The organism is Thioclava indica (assembly GCF_000714545.1).
GTDB classification, from domain to species: domain Bacteria; phylum Pseudomonadota; class Alphaproteobacteria; order Rhodobacterales; family Rhodobacteraceae; genus Thioclava; species Thioclava indica.
Genome location: NZ_AUNB01000040.1, coordinates 23,306 through 41,926 on the forward strand (window position 1 = coordinate 23,306; position 18,621 = coordinate 41,926).

15 protein-coding genes are annotated in these 18,621 nt (G+C 61.9%); 12 read left to right on the top strand and 3 right to left on the bottom strand.

Annotated features, from left to right (window positions below; translation table 11 throughout):
* Positions 1–7: 7 nt before the first annotated feature.
* On the top strand, positions 8–2,755 hold the full coding sequence (locus DT23_RS12135; RefSeq protein ID WP_420804690.1) for a [protein-PII] uridylyltransferase: 2,748 nt from the start codon (positions 8–10) through the stop codon (positions 2,753–2,755).
* 1 nt (position 2,756) lies between these two features.
* Entirely contained in the window at positions 2,757–4,310 is a 1,554-nt protein-coding gene (gene murJ / locus DT23_RS12140; protein WP_038131594.1) for a murein biosynthesis integral membrane protein MurJ, read from the top strand.
* An 81-nt stretch (positions 4,311–4,391) separates the two neighbouring features.
* On the opposite strand, the gene DT23_RS12145 is transcribed toward murJ, so the two are convergent.
* Positions 4,392–5,078, bottom strand: coding sequence for a rhomboid family intramembrane serine protease (locus tag DT23_RS12145; protein ID WP_038131596.1), 687 nt, complete (start codon positions 5,076–5,078; stop codon positions 4,392–4,394).
* Between the two features lie 117 nt (positions 5,079–5,195).
* Here DT23_RS12145 and trpS point away from each other — a divergent pair, with 117 nt between their 5' ends.
* A complete protein-coding gene (gene trpS, locus DT23_RS12150; protein WP_038131598.1) occupies positions 5,196–6,236 on the top strand; it encodes a tryptophan--tRNA ligase in 1,041 nt (346 codons plus the stop codon).
* Positions 6,237–6,266: 30 nt separating this feature from the next.
* On the opposite strand, the gene DT23_RS12155 is transcribed toward trpS, so the two are convergent.
* A complete protein-coding gene (locus tag DT23_RS12155; RefSeq protein ID WP_038131817.1) occupies positions 6,267–7,139 on the bottom strand; it encodes a MurR/RpiR family transcriptional regulator in 873 nt (290 codons plus the stop codon).
* Positions 7,140–7,279: 140 nt separating this feature from the next.
* Between DT23_RS12155 and DT23_RS12160 the strand changes: the two genes are divergently transcribed.
* The 7 genes from DT23_RS12160 (at position 7,280) to DT23_RS12190 (ending at position 15,030) form a co-directional block, all read left to right on the top strand.
* Positions 7,280–8,044 carry an N-formylglutamate amidohydrolase gene (locus DT23_RS12160; protein ID WP_051697261.1) on the top strand — a complete coding sequence of 255 codons (765 nt, stop codon included), beginning with the start codon at positions 7,280–7,282 and terminating at the stop codon, positions 8,042–8,044.
* Entirely contained in the window at positions 8,044–8,550 is a 507-nt protein-coding gene (locus DT23_RS12165) for a TRAP transporter small permease subunit (protein WP_038131600.1), read from the top strand. Before DT23_RS12160 ends, DT23_RS12165 begins: the two co-directional genes overlap by 1 nt.
* Entirely contained in the window at positions 8,550–9,875 is a 1,326-nt protein-coding gene (locus DT23_RS12170; RefSeq protein ID WP_038131601.1) for a TRAP transporter large permease, read from the top strand. Before DT23_RS12165 ends, DT23_RS12170 begins: the two co-directional genes overlap by 1 nt.
* Before the next feature lie 48 nt (positions 9,876–9,923).
* Positions 9,924–10,961 (top strand): TRAP transporter substrate-binding protein, encoded by a 1,038-nt coding sequence (locus DT23_RS12175; protein WP_038131603.1) that lies wholly within the window; start codon positions 9,924–9,926, stop codon positions 10,959–10,961.
* A gap of 124 nt (positions 10,962–11,085) precedes the next feature.
* On the top strand, positions 11,086–12,447 hold the full coding sequence (locus DT23_RS12180; RefSeq protein WP_038131604.1) for a glutamine synthetase family protein: 1,362 nt from the start codon (positions 11,086–11,088) through the stop codon (positions 12,445–12,447).
* Positions 12,448–12,490: 43 nt separating this feature from the next.
* Entirely contained in the window at positions 12,491–13,879 is a 1,389-nt protein-coding gene (locus tag DT23_RS12185) for an aldehyde dehydrogenase family protein (protein WP_038131606.1), read from the top strand.
* On the top strand, positions 13,876–15,030 hold the full coding sequence (locus DT23_RS12190; protein WP_038131608.1) for an iron-containing alcohol dehydrogenase: 1,155 nt from the start codon (positions 13,876–13,878) through the stop codon (positions 15,028–15,030). Before DT23_RS12185 ends, DT23_RS12190 begins: the two co-directional genes overlap by 4 nt.
* A gap of 50 nt (positions 15,031–15,080) precedes the next feature.
* Here the strand turns inward: DT23_RS12190 and DT23_RS12195 are convergent, their stop codons facing one another.
* The gene (locus DT23_RS12195; RefSeq protein WP_081847149.1) at positions 15,081–15,623 is read right to left on the bottom strand and encodes a hypothetical protein; all 543 of its coding nucleotides are present in this window, start codon (positions 15,621–15,623) and stop codon (positions 15,081–15,083) included.
* A 209-nt stretch (positions 15,624–15,832) separates the two neighbouring features.
* Between DT23_RS12195 and DT23_RS12205 the strand changes: the two genes are divergently transcribed.
* Positions 15,833–17,941 (top strand): YjbH domain-containing protein, encoded by a 2,109-nt coding sequence (locus tag DT23_RS12205; RefSeq protein ID WP_038131611.1) that lies wholly within the window; start codon positions 15,833–15,835, stop codon positions 17,939–17,941.
* Positions 17,938–18,618 carry a YjbF family lipoprotein gene (locus DT23_RS12210; protein ID WP_038131613.1) on the top strand — a complete coding sequence of 227 codons (681 nt, stop codon included), beginning with the start codon at positions 17,938–17,940 and terminating at the stop codon, positions 18,616–18,618. The genes DT23_RS12205 and DT23_RS12210 overlap by 4 nt, the downstream gene beginning before the upstream one ends.
* The last annotated feature ends 3 nt before the right edge of the window (positions 18,619–18,621 follow it).

Here is an 18,621-nt window from a genome sequence, read left to right on the forward strand (position 1 = left end):
CCCTCCCCTGACCGAGTCCGGGGACCCGCTTCTTCTTCGTGAGACAGGCATCATCGAGGCGCTTGATACCGCCCTTAACGGGGTGCACGAGCCACGCGATATTCGCGCAGCCACGGTGGCCTTCCTAAGCGCCGAACGCGCCCATGCCTGCGCCGCGATCGAGGCCGATTTTGCCACCCATCCCCGGGCCGCCCGCGTCACGGTCGAGGCCTATGCGCAGCTGACGGATGGCATTGTGCGCTCGGTTCTGGAGGTCGCCACGACCCGGCTGCACCCGATTGGCAGCCCGACCGAGGCCGAGCGGTTCTCGGTGTTGGCCGTTGGGGGGTATGGGCGCTCGGAAATGGCACCGCATTCCGATGTCGATCTGCTGTTTTTGACGCCCTACAAGATCACGCCTTGGGCCGAAAGCGTGATCGAATCGGTGCTGTATATGCTGTGGGATCTCAAGCTGAAGGTCGGGCATGCCTCGCGCACGCTGGATGATTGTATCCGGCTGGGGCGCGAAGATATCACCATCCGCACCGCCTTGCTGGAACATCGCTATATCTGCGGCGATGCTGCGCTGGCCGATGCCTTATCTCTGCGTCTGCGCCATGATCTGTTTGAGGGCACGGCGGGCGAATTCATCGAAGCCAAGCTAGAGGAACGTGCCCAGCGCCACCGCCGTCAAGGCGGGCAGCGCTACGTTCTGGAACCCAATATCAAAGAGGGCAAAGGCGGCTTGCGCGATCTGCAAACGCTGTATTGGATCGGCAAATATATTCACCATGTCGGGCGCGCGCGCGAGTTGATGGAAATCGGGGCGTTCTCCCCCGAGGAATATGCGACCTTCTACGCCGCCGAAGACTACCTTTGGGCGGTGCGTTGCCATCTGCATCTGATCGCGGGGCGCGCGGCCGATCAACTCAGTTTCGACATGCAGGTCGATGTGGCCGAGCGCATGGGTTACCGCGATCTGGCAGGTCGGCGCGCGGTTGAAGTGTTCATGCAAGACTATTTCCGCCACGCCACAGCGGTGGGCGATGTCACCCGCATCTTCCTGACCAAGCTTGAGGCGCAGCACGTCAAGACCGCGCCGATGTTGCAGCGCATTTTCCGCCGCCGCCGCAAGCTTAAGGCGCCCTACCGCGAGGATACCGGGCGCATCAACGTCGCTGATGAGGCCGCGTTTCTCGCCGATCCGGTGAACCTGCTGCGTATCTTCGAAGAAGCGCTGCGCACGGGCATGTTGATCCACCCCGATGCGATGCGGCTGGTCTCGGCCCATCTCGATCTGATCGACGACAAGATGCGCAGCAATCGCGAGGCGCAAAAGATCTTTCTCGGTCTGTTGCTCAAACACGGCAACCCCGAGCGCGCTTTGCGCCGGATGAACGAGCTGGGCGTGCTGGCCGCCTTCATCCCCGAATTCGAGCCAATCGTGGCGATGATGCAGTTCAACATGTATCACAGCTATACCGTGGACGAGCACACGATTCAGGTGATCTCGACGCTGGCGCAGATCGAGCGCGACGAGCTGATCGAAGAACTGCCGCTCTCGTCCAAAATCCTTGAAGAGGGGATCAACCGGCGCGTGATGTATGTCGCGCTGTTGCTGCATGATATCGGCAAAGGCCGCCCCGAAGATCACTCGATTCTGGGGGCGAGGATCTCGCGCAAGGTGGCTCCGCGTTTGGGGCTGAACGCCGAGGAATGCGAAACCGTGGAATGGCTGATCCGCTATCACCTGCTGATGTCGGATGTGGCGCAAAAACGCGACCTCTCCGACCCGCGCACGATCCGCGATTTTGCCCGTCAGGTGAAGTCGCGCAAACGGCTTGACCTGCTGACCGTGCTGACAGTGTGCGACATTCGCGGCGTTGGTCCGAACGTGTGGAACAACTGGAAAGCGACGCTGCTGCGCAAGCTGCATACCGAAACCGCGCGCGCCCTTGAACATGGTCTTGAGGCCGTCAATCGCGATCAGCGCAGCTCTGAGGCCAAACGCGCCCTTCGCAGCGTTCTGGAACAGTCCGGCGATTGGGATGCCAAGCAAATCCGCGCCGAACTGGGCCGTCATTACGACCCTTATTGGCAATCGCTCAACACCACCAATCACACGATATTTGCAAGGCTGCTGCGCGGGCTGGACGATAGCGAAATCCGCATCGACCTGCACCCCGATGACGATCACGACGCCACGCGGGCCAGTTTCGCGCTGGCCGATCATCCGGGCATTTTCTCGCGTCTGGCGGGGGCCTTGGCGTTGGTGGGGGCGAATGTCGTCGATGCGCGCACCTATACCAGCAAAGATGGCTATGCGACCGCCGTCTTCTGGATTCAGGACGCCGAGGGCCACCCCTATGAGGCGTCAAAACTGGGCCGCCTGCGCAACATGATCGAAAAGACGCTGCACGGCGAGGTCGTCGCACGCGAGGCGCTCAAGGATCGCGACAAGATCAAGAAACGGGAACGCCAGTTCAAGTTCCCGACCCATATCGTCTTCGACAACGAGGGCTCGGATATCTACACCATCATCGAGGTCGACACCCGCGACCGTCCCGGTCTGCTGTATGATCTGACGCGCGCGCTTGCGGCGAATAATATCTCGATCTCCAGCGCGGTGATCGCAACCTACGGGGCGCAGGTGGTGGATAGTTTCTACGTCAAGGACATGTTCGGGCTGAAGCTGCATTCAGAGCCGCGCCAACGGGCCTTGGAAAAGCGGCTGCGCGAGGCGATTGCGTCGGGCTCGAAGCGGGCGGGCAACTAGGATGAAACCGATCCGGCTGGTGCGCGGCTTCCTTACGGTGGGCGGCTGGACGATGGCAAGCCGCGTGCTGGGATTTGCGCGCGACATGATGATCGCGGCCTATCTGGGTGCCGGGCCCGTGGCAGAGGCGTTCCTGGTCGCGTTCTCTCTGCCCAATCTGTTTCGCCGCTTCTTTGCCGAGGGCGCGTTCAACACCGCCTTCATCCCGATCTTCTCGAAGAAACTTGAGGGCGGCGAGGATGCCCAAGGCTTCGCGCGTGAGGCAATGGGCGGGCTGATCACCGTTCTGATCGCGCTGAGTGTGGTTGCGATTGCCGCGATGCCGTGGCTGGTGCTGGCGATGGCGTCGGGGTTCGCCGCGGATGAGCGCTTTGCAATTGCGACCCAATATGGTCGCATCGCTTTCCCTTATATCCTGTTTATCTCGCTCGGCGCGCTCCTGTCGGGCGTGCTCAACGCCGCAGGCCATTTCGCCGCCGCCGCCGCCGCGCCTGTCTTGCTGAACGTGACTTTCGTTGCAGCAATGGTGCTGGCCGACCACTTTGGCTGGCCAATCGGACCTGCGCTGGCTTGGGCCGTTCCCCTTGCGGGCATCGCGCAACTGACGCTGGTCTGGATCGCGGCGTGGCGGGCCGGGTTCAAGATCGTGCCCGCCCGCCCCCGCCTCAGCCCCGACATGAAGCGCCTGATCCGCATCGCAATTCCTGCGATGCTGGCAGGCGGCGTGGTGCAGATCAACCTGCTGGTGGGGCGTCAGGTCGCCTCGCAATTTGACGGCGCAATTGCATGGCTGAACTACGCGGACCGGCTGTATCAACTGCCCCTCGGCGTGGTCGGGATCGCGATTGGCGTGGTGCTGCTGCCCGATCTGTCGCGCCGCTTGCGCGCGGGCGATGTCGCGGGCGGGCGCTATTCCTTTTCGCGCGCCGGAGAGTTCGCGCTGCTGCTCACCATCGGCCCCGCGATTGCGCTGCTGGTGGCGGCGCTGCCCATCGTTTCGGTGCTGTTCGAGCGTGGCCGTTTCACCCACGCCGATAGTGTCGCGACCGCTTGGGCCGTGGCGATTTACGGCCTCGGCCTGCCCGCTTTCGTGCTGCAAAAAGTGCTGCAACCGCTCTATTTCTCGCGCGAGAATACCCGCACGCCGTTCAATTACGCGCTGGTGGCGATGGGCGTGAATGTGGTGATCGCGGTCGGGCTTGCGCCGTTCATCGGCTATCTCTCGGCGGCGGTGGGCACCACGCTGGCGGGCTGGGCGATGGTGGGCCAACTCTGGCTTGGCGCGCGTTCAATGGGCGAAGCCGCGCGGTTCGACGCACGCTTCGCCCGCCGCGTGCCGCGCATCATCATATCGGCGGCCGTCATGGGCGCGCTGGTCTGGGCGATCTGCTGGGCGTTCCCAAGCGCCTTTAGCGCGCCGGGGCTACGCGGGCTGGCGATGCTGGGCCTCGTGATCTTCGGGATGGCGGTCTATTTCGGCACGGCGATCGCCATCGGTGCCGTCAGCGCAGCCGATCTGCGCGGCGCAATGCGCAAAGGCAAAGACGGGATGTAACCCGCTTCCTCTTGATCGAAATATCCCGGGGTGAATTTGCAAAGCAAAGAGGGGCAGCGCCCCCTCTACCGCGCTTACATCCTAACGCTTGCGCAGCCGTTGCAGCGCGCGCGTCATTCCCCCCGGCGCGACGAAAAAGCTCAACGTGAAACCAGACACAAAGCCCACCAGATCCGCGATCCAGTCAGGGCGTGCGCCAAACATCATCGCAAAGATCAACTGGATGCCCATCAGCGCCCCGATCAGCGAAAATGCCCGCATCTGGTTGGCGTTTTCCTGCCCCAGCCGCGTCCACAAGATCCACGTGAATGCGCCGATCAGCCCGTAATCGCCGGGATAGCCGCCATAAAGCCCGACCTCGGTGAACGGCAGCAGGCCATAGACCAGCGCGCCGATCACGCTGGAGCCCATAAACACCACCGCCACGGCGAGATTGGAGAACAACTCGCCCACCATCTTGCCCAGCGCCAGCAAAAACACGAGCACAAAGATCGCCTGCGTCACGCTGGCATGCACGAACGGATAGGTGAACAACCGCAGCACCTGCTGGGGCGGATATTGCCCGGTGTCGATCATCGCGCGCAACACCTGCGGCGAGAACGCAAATTTCTGCAACGCATCGAGTCGCCAGCCCGCGCCTGCCCCGCTTGCAATCAGCCCGGAACTGCCGAGCGCAAAGAACAATTCCGTCGCGATGATCGGCAGCGCCAGCAGCCACACGACGGGCGGCAACGGGTTGATCGGGTGTTCATTATAGCCTTCGTGCATGTGCGCTCCGTTTGGGCGCGGGCTTGGTTGACGCCCCGCGCGCTTTAGCGATAAGCGAGCAGAGCGTGGATTTCCACCCCCGCGGGCTTCCACCCCCCGCATTCTCAGGAGCAGAAGATGACCGAGACCGCCGCCCCCCTCAACGCCAATTTTAAACCCCGGGTCTTTTCCGGCATCCAGCCCTCGGGCGGGCTGACGCTGGGCAACTACCTTGGCGCGTTGAAACGCTTTGCACAGAAACAGGATGAGGGGATTGAGACGATCTATTGCCTCGTCGATCTGCACGCGATCACGGTCTGGCAAGACCCCGAGGCGCTGCGCCGCCAGACCCGAGAGGCGGCAGCGGCCTTTATCGCCTCGGGCGTCGATCCGGCGCGCTCGATCCTGTTTAATCAAAGTCAGGTTTCGGCCCATGCCGAACTGGCTTGGGCGCTCAATTGTGTGGCGCGGCTCGGCTGGATGAACCGGATGACCCAGTTCAAGGACAAGGCGGGCAAAAACGCCGAGAAAGCCTCGCTTGGCCTTTACGCCTACCCCGCGCTGATGGCGGCGGATATTCTGGTCTATCACGCAACGATGGTGCCCGTGGGCGAAGATCAGAAACAGCATGTGGAGTTGACGCGCGATATCGCCGCCAAGTTCAACCATGACTTCAAGGTAGATTTCTTCCCCGCCCCCGAGCCGCTGATCGAGGGCACGGCCACCCGCGTCATGAGCTTGCGCGATGGCACGAAGAAAATGTCGAAATCGGACCCCTCTGATGCGAGCCGGATCAACCTGACCGATGATGCCGACACGATCGCCAAGAAGATCCGCAAAGCGACCACCGACCCGGCGGAACTTCCAGGTGAGATAGAGGGGCTCAAGGACCGCCCCGAGGCGCGCAATCTGGTTAATATCTACGCTGCTCTGGCCGATATGACCCCGGCGCAGGTACTGGGCGAATATGGTGGCAAAGGGTTTGGCACCTTCAAACCCGCGCTGGCCGATCTGGCGGTGGAAAAACTCAGCCCGATCAGCACCGAAATGGCCCGCCTGATGGCAGACCCGACCGAGATCGACCAGATCCTTGGCCAAGGCGCGGACAAAGCCGATGCTATCGCGCGCCCGATCCTTGCGCAGACCTATGACATCATGGGCATGGTGCGCTCGCGCTGAACCGAGCTACGGGGGGCACAAGTTGCCCCCCTACTTTCCCCGCCGGAAAAACCGTGCGCGATCATAGAGCGATTCCAGCCGCTTCATGCGCGTTTCGGTCTGCTCCCATGTCAGCGATTGCACCGCCGCCATCAGCGTTTCGACCAATACCTGCAACGCGACCGTGCTGTCCCACGCGCTTGGAACCTCGATCTGGGCAGAAAAGCGATAGCGCGCATGGGCGGCGGCAGGGCTGACCCAAGGGTCGGTCATCAACACCACCTCGGCCCCCTGCTCTGCCGCCATTTCCACCAGTTGCAGCACGTTGTTTTCATAACGGCGGATGTCGAACACCAACAGCACATCGCCCGCTTGCATCTCTAGCATCGCGGGCGGCCACGCGTTTGACACCGGCTCGAGCAATTCCACACCGGGGCGGATCACCTTCATATGGGTGGTGAAATACTGCGCAATCGGCAGGGTGATACGCCCGCCCGTGGCAAAAATCCGGCGCGCGGGATCAGCCAGCAACGCGGCGGCAGCATCAAATTGCGCGTGATCAATCTGCGCCAATGTCGCCTGCAAATTGCCCAGCACCGCATCGGCAAAGCGGTTCAGGATATGGGTTTCGGGCACGGCCTCGGCCCAGCGGTCATGCTTGGCAAGCGGCGAGACAAGACGCGCCTCCAGCTCGTCGCGCACCGCCTGTTGCAGCCCCGGATAGCCGCCAAACCCCATCTTCTGCGCCAGCCGCACCACCGTGGGTGACGACACCTCCGCCGCCTTCGCCAGCGCCGTCACAGACCCCAGCAGCGCCACCGGATAATGGCGCAGGATATGGCTGGCAAGCTGGCGCTCGGCACGGGTCATGCCCTCGATCGCGCCCGCGATCTGGTCTTCGATGTTTTTCACGGCTGCTGCCAAAATGAGCACTCCTTTGCGAAGGCTGTGCGAACAGATCGTAACAGAAAACGAATTTCTGAAAACATCTTGACATAAATACCCCTCCGAGGCGAGCCTGATTGCAACTTGCAACGAGAATCGTCTTGGGAGAGCGCGGGGCAATGGGGCAGACACCGATCCAGATTGAGGGAGAGGCGCGCGGCGGCGCGTGCGTTTTGGTCTGCGAACATGCCTCGAATGCGATGCCTGAACCATGGGGCGATTTGGGTCTGAGCGACGCCCAGCGTGCCGCCCATATCGCGTGGGATCCCGGCGCTTTGGGCTTGGCGCGCGCACTGGCAGAGCGTCTTGATGCGCCCCTCGCGGCGGCCTGCCAATCGCGGCTGATCTATGATCTCAACCGCCCGCCGCACCATTCAGGCGCGATGCCCGCGCGATCTGAAACGACCGACATTCCGGGCAACCAAAGCCTGACCGCACAAGACAAGCTGGCACGCACCGAGGCGCTATATCTGCCCTTTCATGCGCAATTGCGCGCCCTGATTGCGCGCAGGCTGGCGCGCGGGACGGTGCCCGTGCTGATCACGATCCATTCCTTTACGCCCATCTATTTCGGCCAGCCGCGCGCGGTCGAACTGGGGATAATCCACGATGCCGACGCAACGCTGGCCCGCGCGGTACTGCAACACGCGCAGTCGCAGACCGATCTGGATGCGCGCCTCAACGATCCTTACTCAGCCGCTGATGGCGTCACCCATACGCTCGCGCTGCAAGCTACGCCGATGGGCCTGCCCCATGTCATGCTGGAATTGCGCAATGATCTGATCGCGGATGAGGACGCGCAACAGGCGATGGCCGAAACCCTCACTCCGGTTTTGCAAAACGCAATGGCGCAAATCGCCCAAACCAAGGGGGAGGTCGTCTGATGCCTGCATGGATCTGCAGCTACGTCCGTTTTGTCGAGGCGCTGAACCGCCGCCTCGGGAAAATCGCGATGTATCTGCTGTATGTGATCATGGCGATCATGCTGTATTCGTCGATCACCAAGATCGCCCATATCCCCGCCCTTTGGACGCTGGAAATGGCGCAGTTCACGTTGGTCGCCTATTACATGCTGGGCGCGCCGTGGACCCTGCAGGGCGACAGCAATGTGCGCATGGACCTGTTTTACGCGCGTTTCTCCAAGAAAGGTCAGGCGTGGTGGGATGCGTTCACCGTGTTTGCGCTGATGTTCTACCTTGGGATCATGGTCTATTCGGCGTTCGATTCCACCGTCTATGCCTTTGAATATGGCGAGCGAAACCCAAGCGCGTGGCGCCCCTACATGTGGCCGATCAAGACCATTATCACCGCCGGGTTCTTTCTGATGTTCCTGCAAGCCACCGTTCTTTTGATCCGCGATATCGCGACGATCCGCGGAGAGGAGATCTGATGGATCACAACACCATCGCGCTTTTGATGTTTTCAACGATGCTGCTGATGATGATCACCGGCCAGCGCGTGTTTGGCGCCATCGGCTTTGTCGCTGTGGTTGCCGCCTTTGCCCTTTGGGGGCCGGGAGGCACGCAGATGGGCTTTGGCTCGGTGATGAAGCTGATGAAATGGACGCCGCTGCTGACGCTGCCGATGTTCGTTTACATGGGCTATGTCATGAGCGAAAGCCGCCTCGCCGAAGACCTGTATAAGATGTTTCACGTCTGGTTTGGCCCGCTACCGGGGGGGCTGGCAATTGGCACGATCATGCTGATGGTGATGATCTCGGTGATGAACGGGCTGTCGGTCGCGGGCATGGCGATTGGCGCGACCATTGCGCTGCCCGAACTGCTGCGGCGCAACTATGACAAGCTGATGATTTCGGGTGTTATTCAGGCCGGATCCAGCCTTGGCATCCTGATCCCGCCCTCGGTCGTGCTGGTGCTGTTCTCGCTGATTGCGCGCCAGCCGGTGTCGGAATTGTGGCTGGCGGGTGCAATTCCGGGGCTGCTGATGGCGACGCTGTTCGTGATCTATATTGTGATCCGCTGCCGGTTGAATCCCAGCCTAGCCCCGGCGATGGATGCCGAAGAACGTGCCGCCATCACGATGCGCGAAAAGCTGCGGCTGCTGCGGGCGGGCCTGCTGCCGGTGTTCATTTTCGTAGCGATGATGGTACCGTTCCTGAAGGGCTGGGCAAGCCTGACCGAGGCGTCCGTGATCGGCGCATTGGCCGCCGTGTTCGCCGCAGTCATCAAGCGCCGCTTCACGTGGCAGGTGTTTCAAACCACCACGCGCCAGACGATGCAGATCACCGTGATGTTCATGCTTATCATCACTGCGGCGCTGTCGTTCGGCGCGGTGTTTGACGGGCTGGGCGCGGGGCGCGCAATCGAGGATTTCTTCACCGAAGGCTTGGGCCTTGGCCCGTGGCAGATCCTGATCCTGATGCAGCTTAGCTTTCTGGTGATGGGGATGTTTCTGGATGACACCGCGATGCTGGTGATCGTCGCGCCCGTCTATGTCAGCCTTGCGCGTCACCTCGGCTTTGATCTGATCTGGTATGGTATCCTTTATACGATCACCTGCCAGATCGCCTATCTGACCCCGCCCTTCGGCTATAACCTGTTCCTGATGAAGGCGATGGCACCGCCCGAATTCACCCTGCCGGTGATTTACCGCTCGGTCTTTCCGTTCGTGGGGGTGATGCTGCTGACGCTGATCCTCGTGATGCTCTTTCCGCAACTGGCGCTGTGGCTGCCGCATGCGGTTCTTGGACGATAACCAGAGCCCGGAGCAACCGGGCCTTGTAACCAGCAAGGAGTGAAAGTGATGACAACCAGAAGAAAGTTTCTTACCACCGGCGCGGTGGGTGCGGCAGCGGCCGGGCTGGCCGCCCCCGCCCTCGCGCAAACCAAGCCGATCAAATGGCGGATGCAGACCTATGCCGGGCCTGCACTGGCTGAACAGGTCATCGATAACAGCATCAAGACCTTCAACGAGATCGCCGATGGCGAGATGGAGATCGAGCTGTATTACGCCGACCAGCTTGTGCCCACGTCCGAGCTGTTCCGCGCCATGCAAGCCGGCACGATCGACGCGGTGCAGTCCGATGATGACAGCATGGCCTCGCCCACCGAAGTCACGGTGTTTGGCGGCTATTTCCCGTTCGGGCTGCGCTATTCGCTGGATGTGCCGACGCTGTTCAACGAATGGGGTCTCAACGAGATCTGGGACGAGCAATATTCGGCTGTCGGCGTGAAACACATCTCGGCAGGCTCGTGGGATCCGTGCAACTTCGCAATGAAAGAGCCGGTGAACGCGCTGGCGGACCTGAAAGGCAAGCGGGTGTTCACCTTCCCGACCGCCGGGCGCTTCCTTGCGCAATTCGGCGTCGTCCCCGTCACCATCCCGTGGGAAGATGTCGAAGTCGCACTGCAGACCGGAGAGCTGGACGGCGTCGCGTGGTCGGGCATCACCGAGGATTACACCTCGGGCTGGGGTAAGAACGCGCCCTATTTCCTGACCAACAACATCTCGGGCGCGTGGATCGGGCATTTCTTTGCCAATATGGAGCGCTGGAACGCGGTGCCGCCCAAGCTGCAAACACTGATGAAAACCTGCTTTGATCAGTCCCATTACCACCGCCAATACTGGTATTGGGCCGGCGAGGCCAAGCTGCGTGTGGACGGCACCGAAATGCAGCTTACCACGATTCCCGATGCGGAATGGAAACAGGTCGAAGATGCCGCCCATGTGTTCTGGGATGAAATCGCCGCCGAAAGCCCGCTCAAGGCCAAGGTCGTTGATATCTTTAAGAAATACAACGACACGATGGGCAAGGCAGGCCCGCCCTACCGTTATGGCTAAGTAACACCCGGGGGCGCGTCGGGGGGAATTTCCTCGGCGCGCCCTCTTTCCCCTACGCAGGCCCTTGCCGAGCGCGCCGCCGCGCGGCACTGTCGCGCAGCCTGCTGACCACCCGGAGGATTCCATGCCCGCCAAGTTCTCGTTCGATGCGCTCAAAAAGGCCGTCAAAGCCGAAGAGATCGACACCGTGATCGTCGCCCTGATTGATATGCAGGGCCGCCTTCAGGGCAAGCGGTTCCACGCCGCGCATTTCGTCGCCAGTGCTTGGGAAGAAACCCATTGCTGCAACTACCTGCTGGCCACCGATCTCGAGATGGAAACCGTGCCGGGCTATGAGGCGTCCAGCTGGGAACGCGGCTATGGCGATTACGTCATGAAGCCCGATATGGAAACGCTGCGCCTGATCCCGTGGGTGCCCGGCACCGCGCTTGTGCTGTGCGATCTGCTGGATCATCACGGCACACCCGTGCCCCACGCGCCCCGCGCGATGTTGAAGTCGCAGCTCGCGCGCGCCAAGGCGCTTGGCTTTGATACGATGATGGCGACCGAGCTGGAGTTTTTCCTGTTCGAGGAAAGCTACCCCGAGCTATTTGATGCGGGCTACCCCGACCCGACCCCTGTCGCGCGCCACAATATCGACTACTCGATCCTTGGCAATGCGCGCACCGAACCCGCGCTGCGCGATATACGTAACGCGCTATATCATGCGGGGATTCCGGTGGAATGTTCCAAGGGCGAGGCAGAGCGCGGTCAGGAAGAGCTGAACGTGAAATACGCCGCCGGTCTGGAAACCGCCGACATGCATGTGCTGGTCAAGCAATGCACCAAGGAAATCGCGCAGCAACACGGGCTGTCCGCGACCTTCATGGCGAAATATCACACCGACAAGGCCGGTTCATCGAGCCACGTCCACCAATCGCTATGGAAGGGCGGCAAGAATGCGTTTTATGACGCCGATGCGCCCCACGGCATGTCAGACCTGATGCGCCATTTCCTCGGCGGGCAGTTGAAATACGCCCGCGACATCACCTATTTCCTCGCCCCCTACACCAACAGCTACAAACGGTTTTGCGAGGGGCTGTTTGCGCCCACCAAGGCGGTCTGGTCGCTCGACAACCGCACCGCAGGCTTTCGCATTTGCGGCGAAGGCACCAAATCCGTACGCGTGGAATGTCGCATTGGCGGATCCGATCTGAACCCCTATCTGGCCTGTGCAGCGCTGCTGGCTGCGGGCCTTGCGGGAATTGAGGGCGAAATGGACCCCGGCCCCGAGGCGGGCGGCGATATCTACAAGGCGGGCGATGTGGTCGATGTGCCCAAAGCCCTGCCCGAGGCAGCGGATGCCCTTGAGGCCAGCGAGATGCTGCGCGCCGCCTTCGGCGATCAGGTGATGGCCCATTACACCCACGCCGCGCGCTGGGAAATCCGCGAACAAAACCGCGTCGTGACCGATTGGGAACGTGCGCGCGGCTTTGAACGCGCCTAAGACTTTGCCAATACGCGGGCAAATCGGCCCGCAAGGAGACCCCATGTCAAAAGTGATCGAATGTATCTCGCCCGTCGACGGGCAGGTTTATGCAACGCGTGAAACGCTCTCGCACCCCGATGCGCAAATGATGGTCGCGCGCGCACGTGCCGCGCAACCTTCGTGGGCCGCGCGCCCCTTGGCCGACCGCATCGCGCTGGTTCAGGCGGGACTGGCCGCGCTCAACGAGATGACCGATCAGGCGGTCGAGGAACTCGCCTGGCAGATGGGCCGCCCGACCCGTTATGGCGGCGAATTTGGCGGTATGAACGAGCGTGCGAATTACATGGTCTCGATTGCCGAAGCCTCGCTTGCGCCGATGGTGATTGAGGACAGCGCCACAGCCCTGCGCCAGATCGCGCGCGAGCCGATGGGGGTCGTCGCGATCATTGCGCCGTGGAATTACCCCTATATGACGGTGATCAACTCGCTGGTGCCAGCGCTGATCGCGGGCAACACGGTGGTGCTGAAACATGCCACGCAAACGATGCTGGTGGGCGAGCGGATCGCGCAGGCCTTCCACGCCGCTGGTATCCCCGAGGACGTGTTTCAAAACGTATTTCTCAGCCATGATGTAACCGAGAAACTGCTGGCCGAGCGCGCCTTTGATTTCATCAACTTTACCGGCTCTGTCGGGGGTGGGCGCGCGCTGGAAAAGGCTGCCGCTGGCACGTTTGTCGGCATGGGGCTGGAACTCGGGGGCAAAGATCCGGGCTACGTCGCAGAAGACGCCGATCTGGATGCCGCCGTGGATGGGCTGATGGATGGCGCGCTGTTCAATGCAGGGCAATGCTGCTGCGGGATCGAACGCATTTACGTTCATGAAAGCCTGTTTGACGCCTTCGTGGGCAAAGCGATTGACTGGGCGAGCAAGCTGAAACTTGGCAACCCGTTTGACGCCGACACCACGCTTGGCCCGATGGCCAATAAACGCTTTGCCGAGGTCGTGCGCGGCCAGATCGCGGATGCGATCAACGAGGGTGCGCAGCCGCTGCTCGACCCTGCGATGTTCCCCGCCGATGACGGGGGGGCTTATCTGGCGCCGCAGATCCTGATCAACGTCAATCACGAGATGCGGGTGATGCGCGAAGAAAGCTTCGGCCCCGTGGTCGGCATCATGTCGGTCAAGAATGACGAAGAGGCGATCGCCGCGATGAACGATTGTCAATACGGGCTGACCTGTTCGCTTTGGACCGCCGACCCCGAGCGCGCCGAAACCATTGGCGCGCGGCTGCAAACCGGCACCGTGTTCATGAACCGCTGCGACTATCTTGACCCCGCGCTGTGCTGGACGGGCTGCAAGGAAACGGGTCGGGGGAACTCGCTGTCTGTGCTGGGCTATCACGCGCTGACGCGCCCGAAATCCTACCATCTCAAGAAGGTGACGAAATGAACGCTCCTACTGCGAACTGGTCCTATCCCACCGCGATCAAATTCGGCCCCGGCCGGATCGCGGAACTGGCCGATCACTGCAAATCCGCTGGCATGAGCAAGCCGCTTCTGGTGACCGACAAGGCGCTCTCCTCCCTGCCGATCACCGCCCAAGCCCTTGATATTCTGGACGCAGCCGGCCTTGGCCGCGCCGTATTCAGCGAGGTCGACCCCAACCCGAACGAGGCCAACATGGCCGATGGCATCGCCGTCTATAACGCGGGCGGTCATGACGGCGTGGTGTGTTTCGGCGGTGGCTCGGCGCTGGATCTGGGCAAGATGATTGCGCTGATGGCGGGGCAGAAACCGGGTCTCAGCGTCTGGGATCTTGAGGATGTCGGCGATTGGTGGACGCGCGCGGATGGCGACGCGATCGCCCCGATCATCGCCGTGCCGACGACGGCTGGCACCGGGTCCGAGGTCGGTCGCGCGGGCGTTCTGACCAATTCCGAGACTCACAAAAAGAAAATCATCTTCCACCCCAAACTGCTGCCCGCCGTCACGATCTGCGATCCTGAACTGACCGTGGGAATGCCTGCCTTTATCACCGCAGGTACGGGCATGGATGCGCTGGCTCATTGCCTTGAGGCCTATTGCAGCCCGCATTACCACCCGATGAGCCAAGGCATCGCGCTGGAAGGAATGCGGCTGGTGTTTGAAAACCTGCCCCGCGCCTATGCCACGCCCAATGATCTGGACGCGCGCGCGCAGATGATGTCAGCCGCCGCCATGGGCGCTGTCGCGTTCCAAAAGGGGCTGGGCGCAATCCATTCGCTATCCCATCCGATCGGTGCGGTTTACGGCACCCATCATGGCACGACGAATGCGGTGGTGATGCCGATGGTGCTGGATTTCAACCGCGCTGAAATTGAGGATCGCATCATCCGCGCCGCTGCTTACCTGGGCATTGCGGGCGGGTTTGACGGGTTCAAGGCGCGCATTCTTGCGCTGCGCACCGAGCTGTCGATCCCCGAAAACTTGAGCGCGATGGGCGTTGATCCGGCACGTCTGGATGAGCTGACAGACATGGCGCTTGAAGATCCGTCTTGCGGCGGTAACCCCGTTGAAATGACGCGCGAAAATACCCGCGCGCTATTTGAATCCTGCATGTAGAATATGGGCGGACCCGGCGGCTTAAGGGACGCAATAAGCCGCCGGGTCGCTCACCCGACCGGGGACGAACCGGCCATTCGAATGTAGGCATCAGGCAGCGGGCTTGCTTGCGCCGCCACCTTCGCCCCACCGTTCACAAAGGCGCTGACCACGGCGCCATGCACCTGAATCAAAAGCGCCACATTCGCATCATCGGACCGTTCAACCGCACGCACGCCATCGGGCAAATCGTGCAGCACCAGTTCGACCTTGTCAGCCTGCGCAAAGATTTCGGCAAAGGCCGGATCCCAATGACGCAGCCCCCATTTTTCCACCATGCGCGCATGCATCGCATGGGCATGTTTGCGGATCAGCGCCGCGATCTCGGGATCATCCGAGCGCGTCTCGGCCACGATCCCGTCGGGCGTGTTGGTGACGTTGCGGCTAATCTGGTCGTGATGTTTCAAAAGCGCGTGGAAATCGGCCTGATCGTCGTGATGACGCTGGGCGCGCTCTGGGCCCATGCCGCCACCATGGCCATGCCCCCGCGCGCCACCATGCCCGCCGCGATGACCACCGCGTTTCTGATCGAGTTGGGGCAAATCGTGAGACATCATTTCCTCGCTGCGTTATGTTATCTTATATCGTGCATTCCGCGTAAATCATTCAGACAGATTGCCGCAGCCCCGATGTTCGCCATGTAACGCGCGGCAAGGATGCAACCCTGCACCAAGAAACGCCAATTTTGCGCCCGCGACGCTCGCAAAATCAGGTCACCTCGTCTAGAAATGCCCCCAAGAGACGCGGTTTTGAGGGAAGACGCATGAAACGGATCACGGGTGGTATCGCCAGCGCAGCGCTTTTGGCAGGGATGGGGTTTGCCCAAGCCGCTCATGCGCAAGATCAACGCGCCCAAAATCAACTCGCCTGGAGCATCGGCACCCTTGGCGCCCCCGGCGTGATCGACACCCCGACCGCCGAGACATTCCGCGATGGCGAACTGGTCGCCTCGGTCTCTGGCTATTCCGACAGCCAGCGCGGCAATTTCTCGTTTCAGATGTTCCCGCGCCTGACCGCCACCCTGCGCTTTTCGCGCGAAAAAGGGCTGGGCGTTGGCGGCGATACCCTCAAGGACCGCAGCTTTGATCTGCATCTGCAATTGCTCAAGGAAAAGGGCTGGCGTCCGGCCTTTGCCGTGGGCCTGCGCGATATGTTTGGCGACGGGGTTTACGCCTCGGAATATGTGGTGGCCACCAAGACATTTACCCCGCGTCTGCGCGCGAGTGTGGGTTGGGGCTGGGGTCGGCTTGGCTCTGGCGGTTCGGGGGGCGGCACGCGCCCTGCACCCTCGCTTTCGGGCGGGCTGAACAATGACACCTGGTTCAAAGGGCCGTCCGCGCCCTTCGCCTCGGTGATCTGGCAGGCGACTGACAAGATCGCGCTCAAGGCTGAATATAGCGATGATGACTACGCCGCCGAAACGGCTGCGAACGGGTTTGACAACAAGACGCCGCTGAATTTCGGCGTCGATTACAAGATCAACCAAATCGCCTCGGTGTCGGGCTATGTGCTGCACGGCTCCAAGGTGGGGTTCCAGTTCAACATCGCGCTGGACCCGCGCCAGCCCGCCGCCCCCTCGGGGCTGGAACGTGCGCCGGTTCCGGTCGCGCCGCGCCCCTCGCGCGCCAGCAATCCGCAAGCCTATGCCACCGATTGGGCGCAAGACCCGACCGCGCGCCCCGCGATCCAGAAATCCATCGGCGATGCGCTGATGAAAGACGGTCAGGTGCTTGAGGCGATGAAACTTTCTCCCACCAGCGCCGATCTGCGCATCTCGAATGAAACCTACCGCGCCAATCCCCAAGCCATTGGTCACGCCGCGCGCATCGCAAGCCGCGCCCTGCCCGCCTCGGTCGAGACGATCAAGGTCACCTTGATGGAGCGCGGCATGCCCGCCTCGACGACCACGCTGAAACGCGCCGATATCGAGCGGCTGGAAAACGGCCCCTCGACAAAGATCGCCGCCGTTGCGCAGATCGGGGAAAGCGAGCGCGGCAATCGCGGCTTCACACAGACCCCCGGCGTCTACCCGCGCCTGATGTGGGGCATCGCGCCCTATCTCGAACTGTCGCCCTTTGATCCGGTCGAAGATCTGCACGCCGACCTGGGTGTCACACTCAGCGGGCGCTATGAATTCGCGCCCGGTCTGGTGGTCGCAGGGGCGCTGCGCCAAAAGGCGATTGGCAATCTGGACGACAATCCGAAAACCTCGACCTCAACCGTGCAGCATGTGCGCACCGACATTTACGAATATCAAAAGCACGGCGATCTTACGATTCCCTACCTGACCTTTGCCGCCTACGGTCGCCCCGCCGACAATCTATATTCGCGCGTCACGGTCGGTCTGCTGGAGCAGATGTATGGCGGGGTTTCGGGCGAATTGCTGTGGAAACCGGTTGATAGCCGTTTGGCACTCGGAGCCGAGGTCAACCTCGTCAAGCAGCGCGATTTCGATCAGCATTTCTCGTTCCGCGACTATTCCACAACGACTGCCTTTGTCTCGGCCTATTACGATTTCGGCAACGGGCTGACGGGCGAGCTGGATGTCGGGCGCTACCTCGCGCGCGACTTCGGCGCGACGATTTCGCTGGATCGCGAATTGGCCAATGGCTGGAAAGTCGGCGCTTGGGCGACGCTCACCGATATGTCGGGCAGCGATTTCGGTCCCGGAAAATTTGACAAGGGCGTCCGCCTGACGATCCCGCTGGGCTATGCGACAGGGATGCCCTCGCTCAAGAGCTTCTCGACGACGCTGCGCCCCTATGTCGGCGATGGCGGGGCGCGCGTGGATGTGCAGGGCCGCTTGTATGAAACGCTGGATGGCAGCCAACAAGGTGGGCTGTATCGCGATTGGGGGAGGTTCTGGCGATGAGCCGGAGCGTCCTTGGCGCAACCGCGCTGATCGTCGCACTTGGCGCTTGTAGCCATGACAGCGCAGGCATTCAGGAGAAAAAATCAGGCGGGGTCAAAATGGTGACCTCGGCGCTGGGACAGGTGCTGCCGGGCAAGAAGAAAGCCGCCGAAAATGCGGCCCCACAAGACCCCAACGCGCTGGCCGCCGCTGCGCTGCAATCGCTGCAAGGCCCTGTGATCATGGTCACATTTGAGGCCAACAAGGCCGCGACCGTCGCTGCGATGCGCGGTCAAAACGGCACGATGCGCACCTATCAGACGCCCGATCAGCGCGCCTTCGTGCTGCGCGGCGGGCTGTTGGCAGGCACACGCGGCTTCGGGCGCGATCTGATGTCGGCAGATACCAGTGCCGCCGGGGCGCTGATCCGCGCCGCCAAGGCTGGCACCGCGCCGCGCGTTTATCGCTACCTCGATGGCGATGGCGAGGAACGCCCCCTGCCCGTCTCCTGCACGATCACGCCGGGCGGCACGGTGCAGCGAGGCCCCGTCACCGCCCAGCAGGTTGGCGAGCATTGCGAGGGCTCGGGCGTCACTCTGGACATGAGCTATCTCGTTGCGGGCGGCACGATTTTGGCCTCACGGCAATGGGTTGGCCCAGGATTGGGCTATGTCGCGATCCAACAATTGCGCAACTAAGCC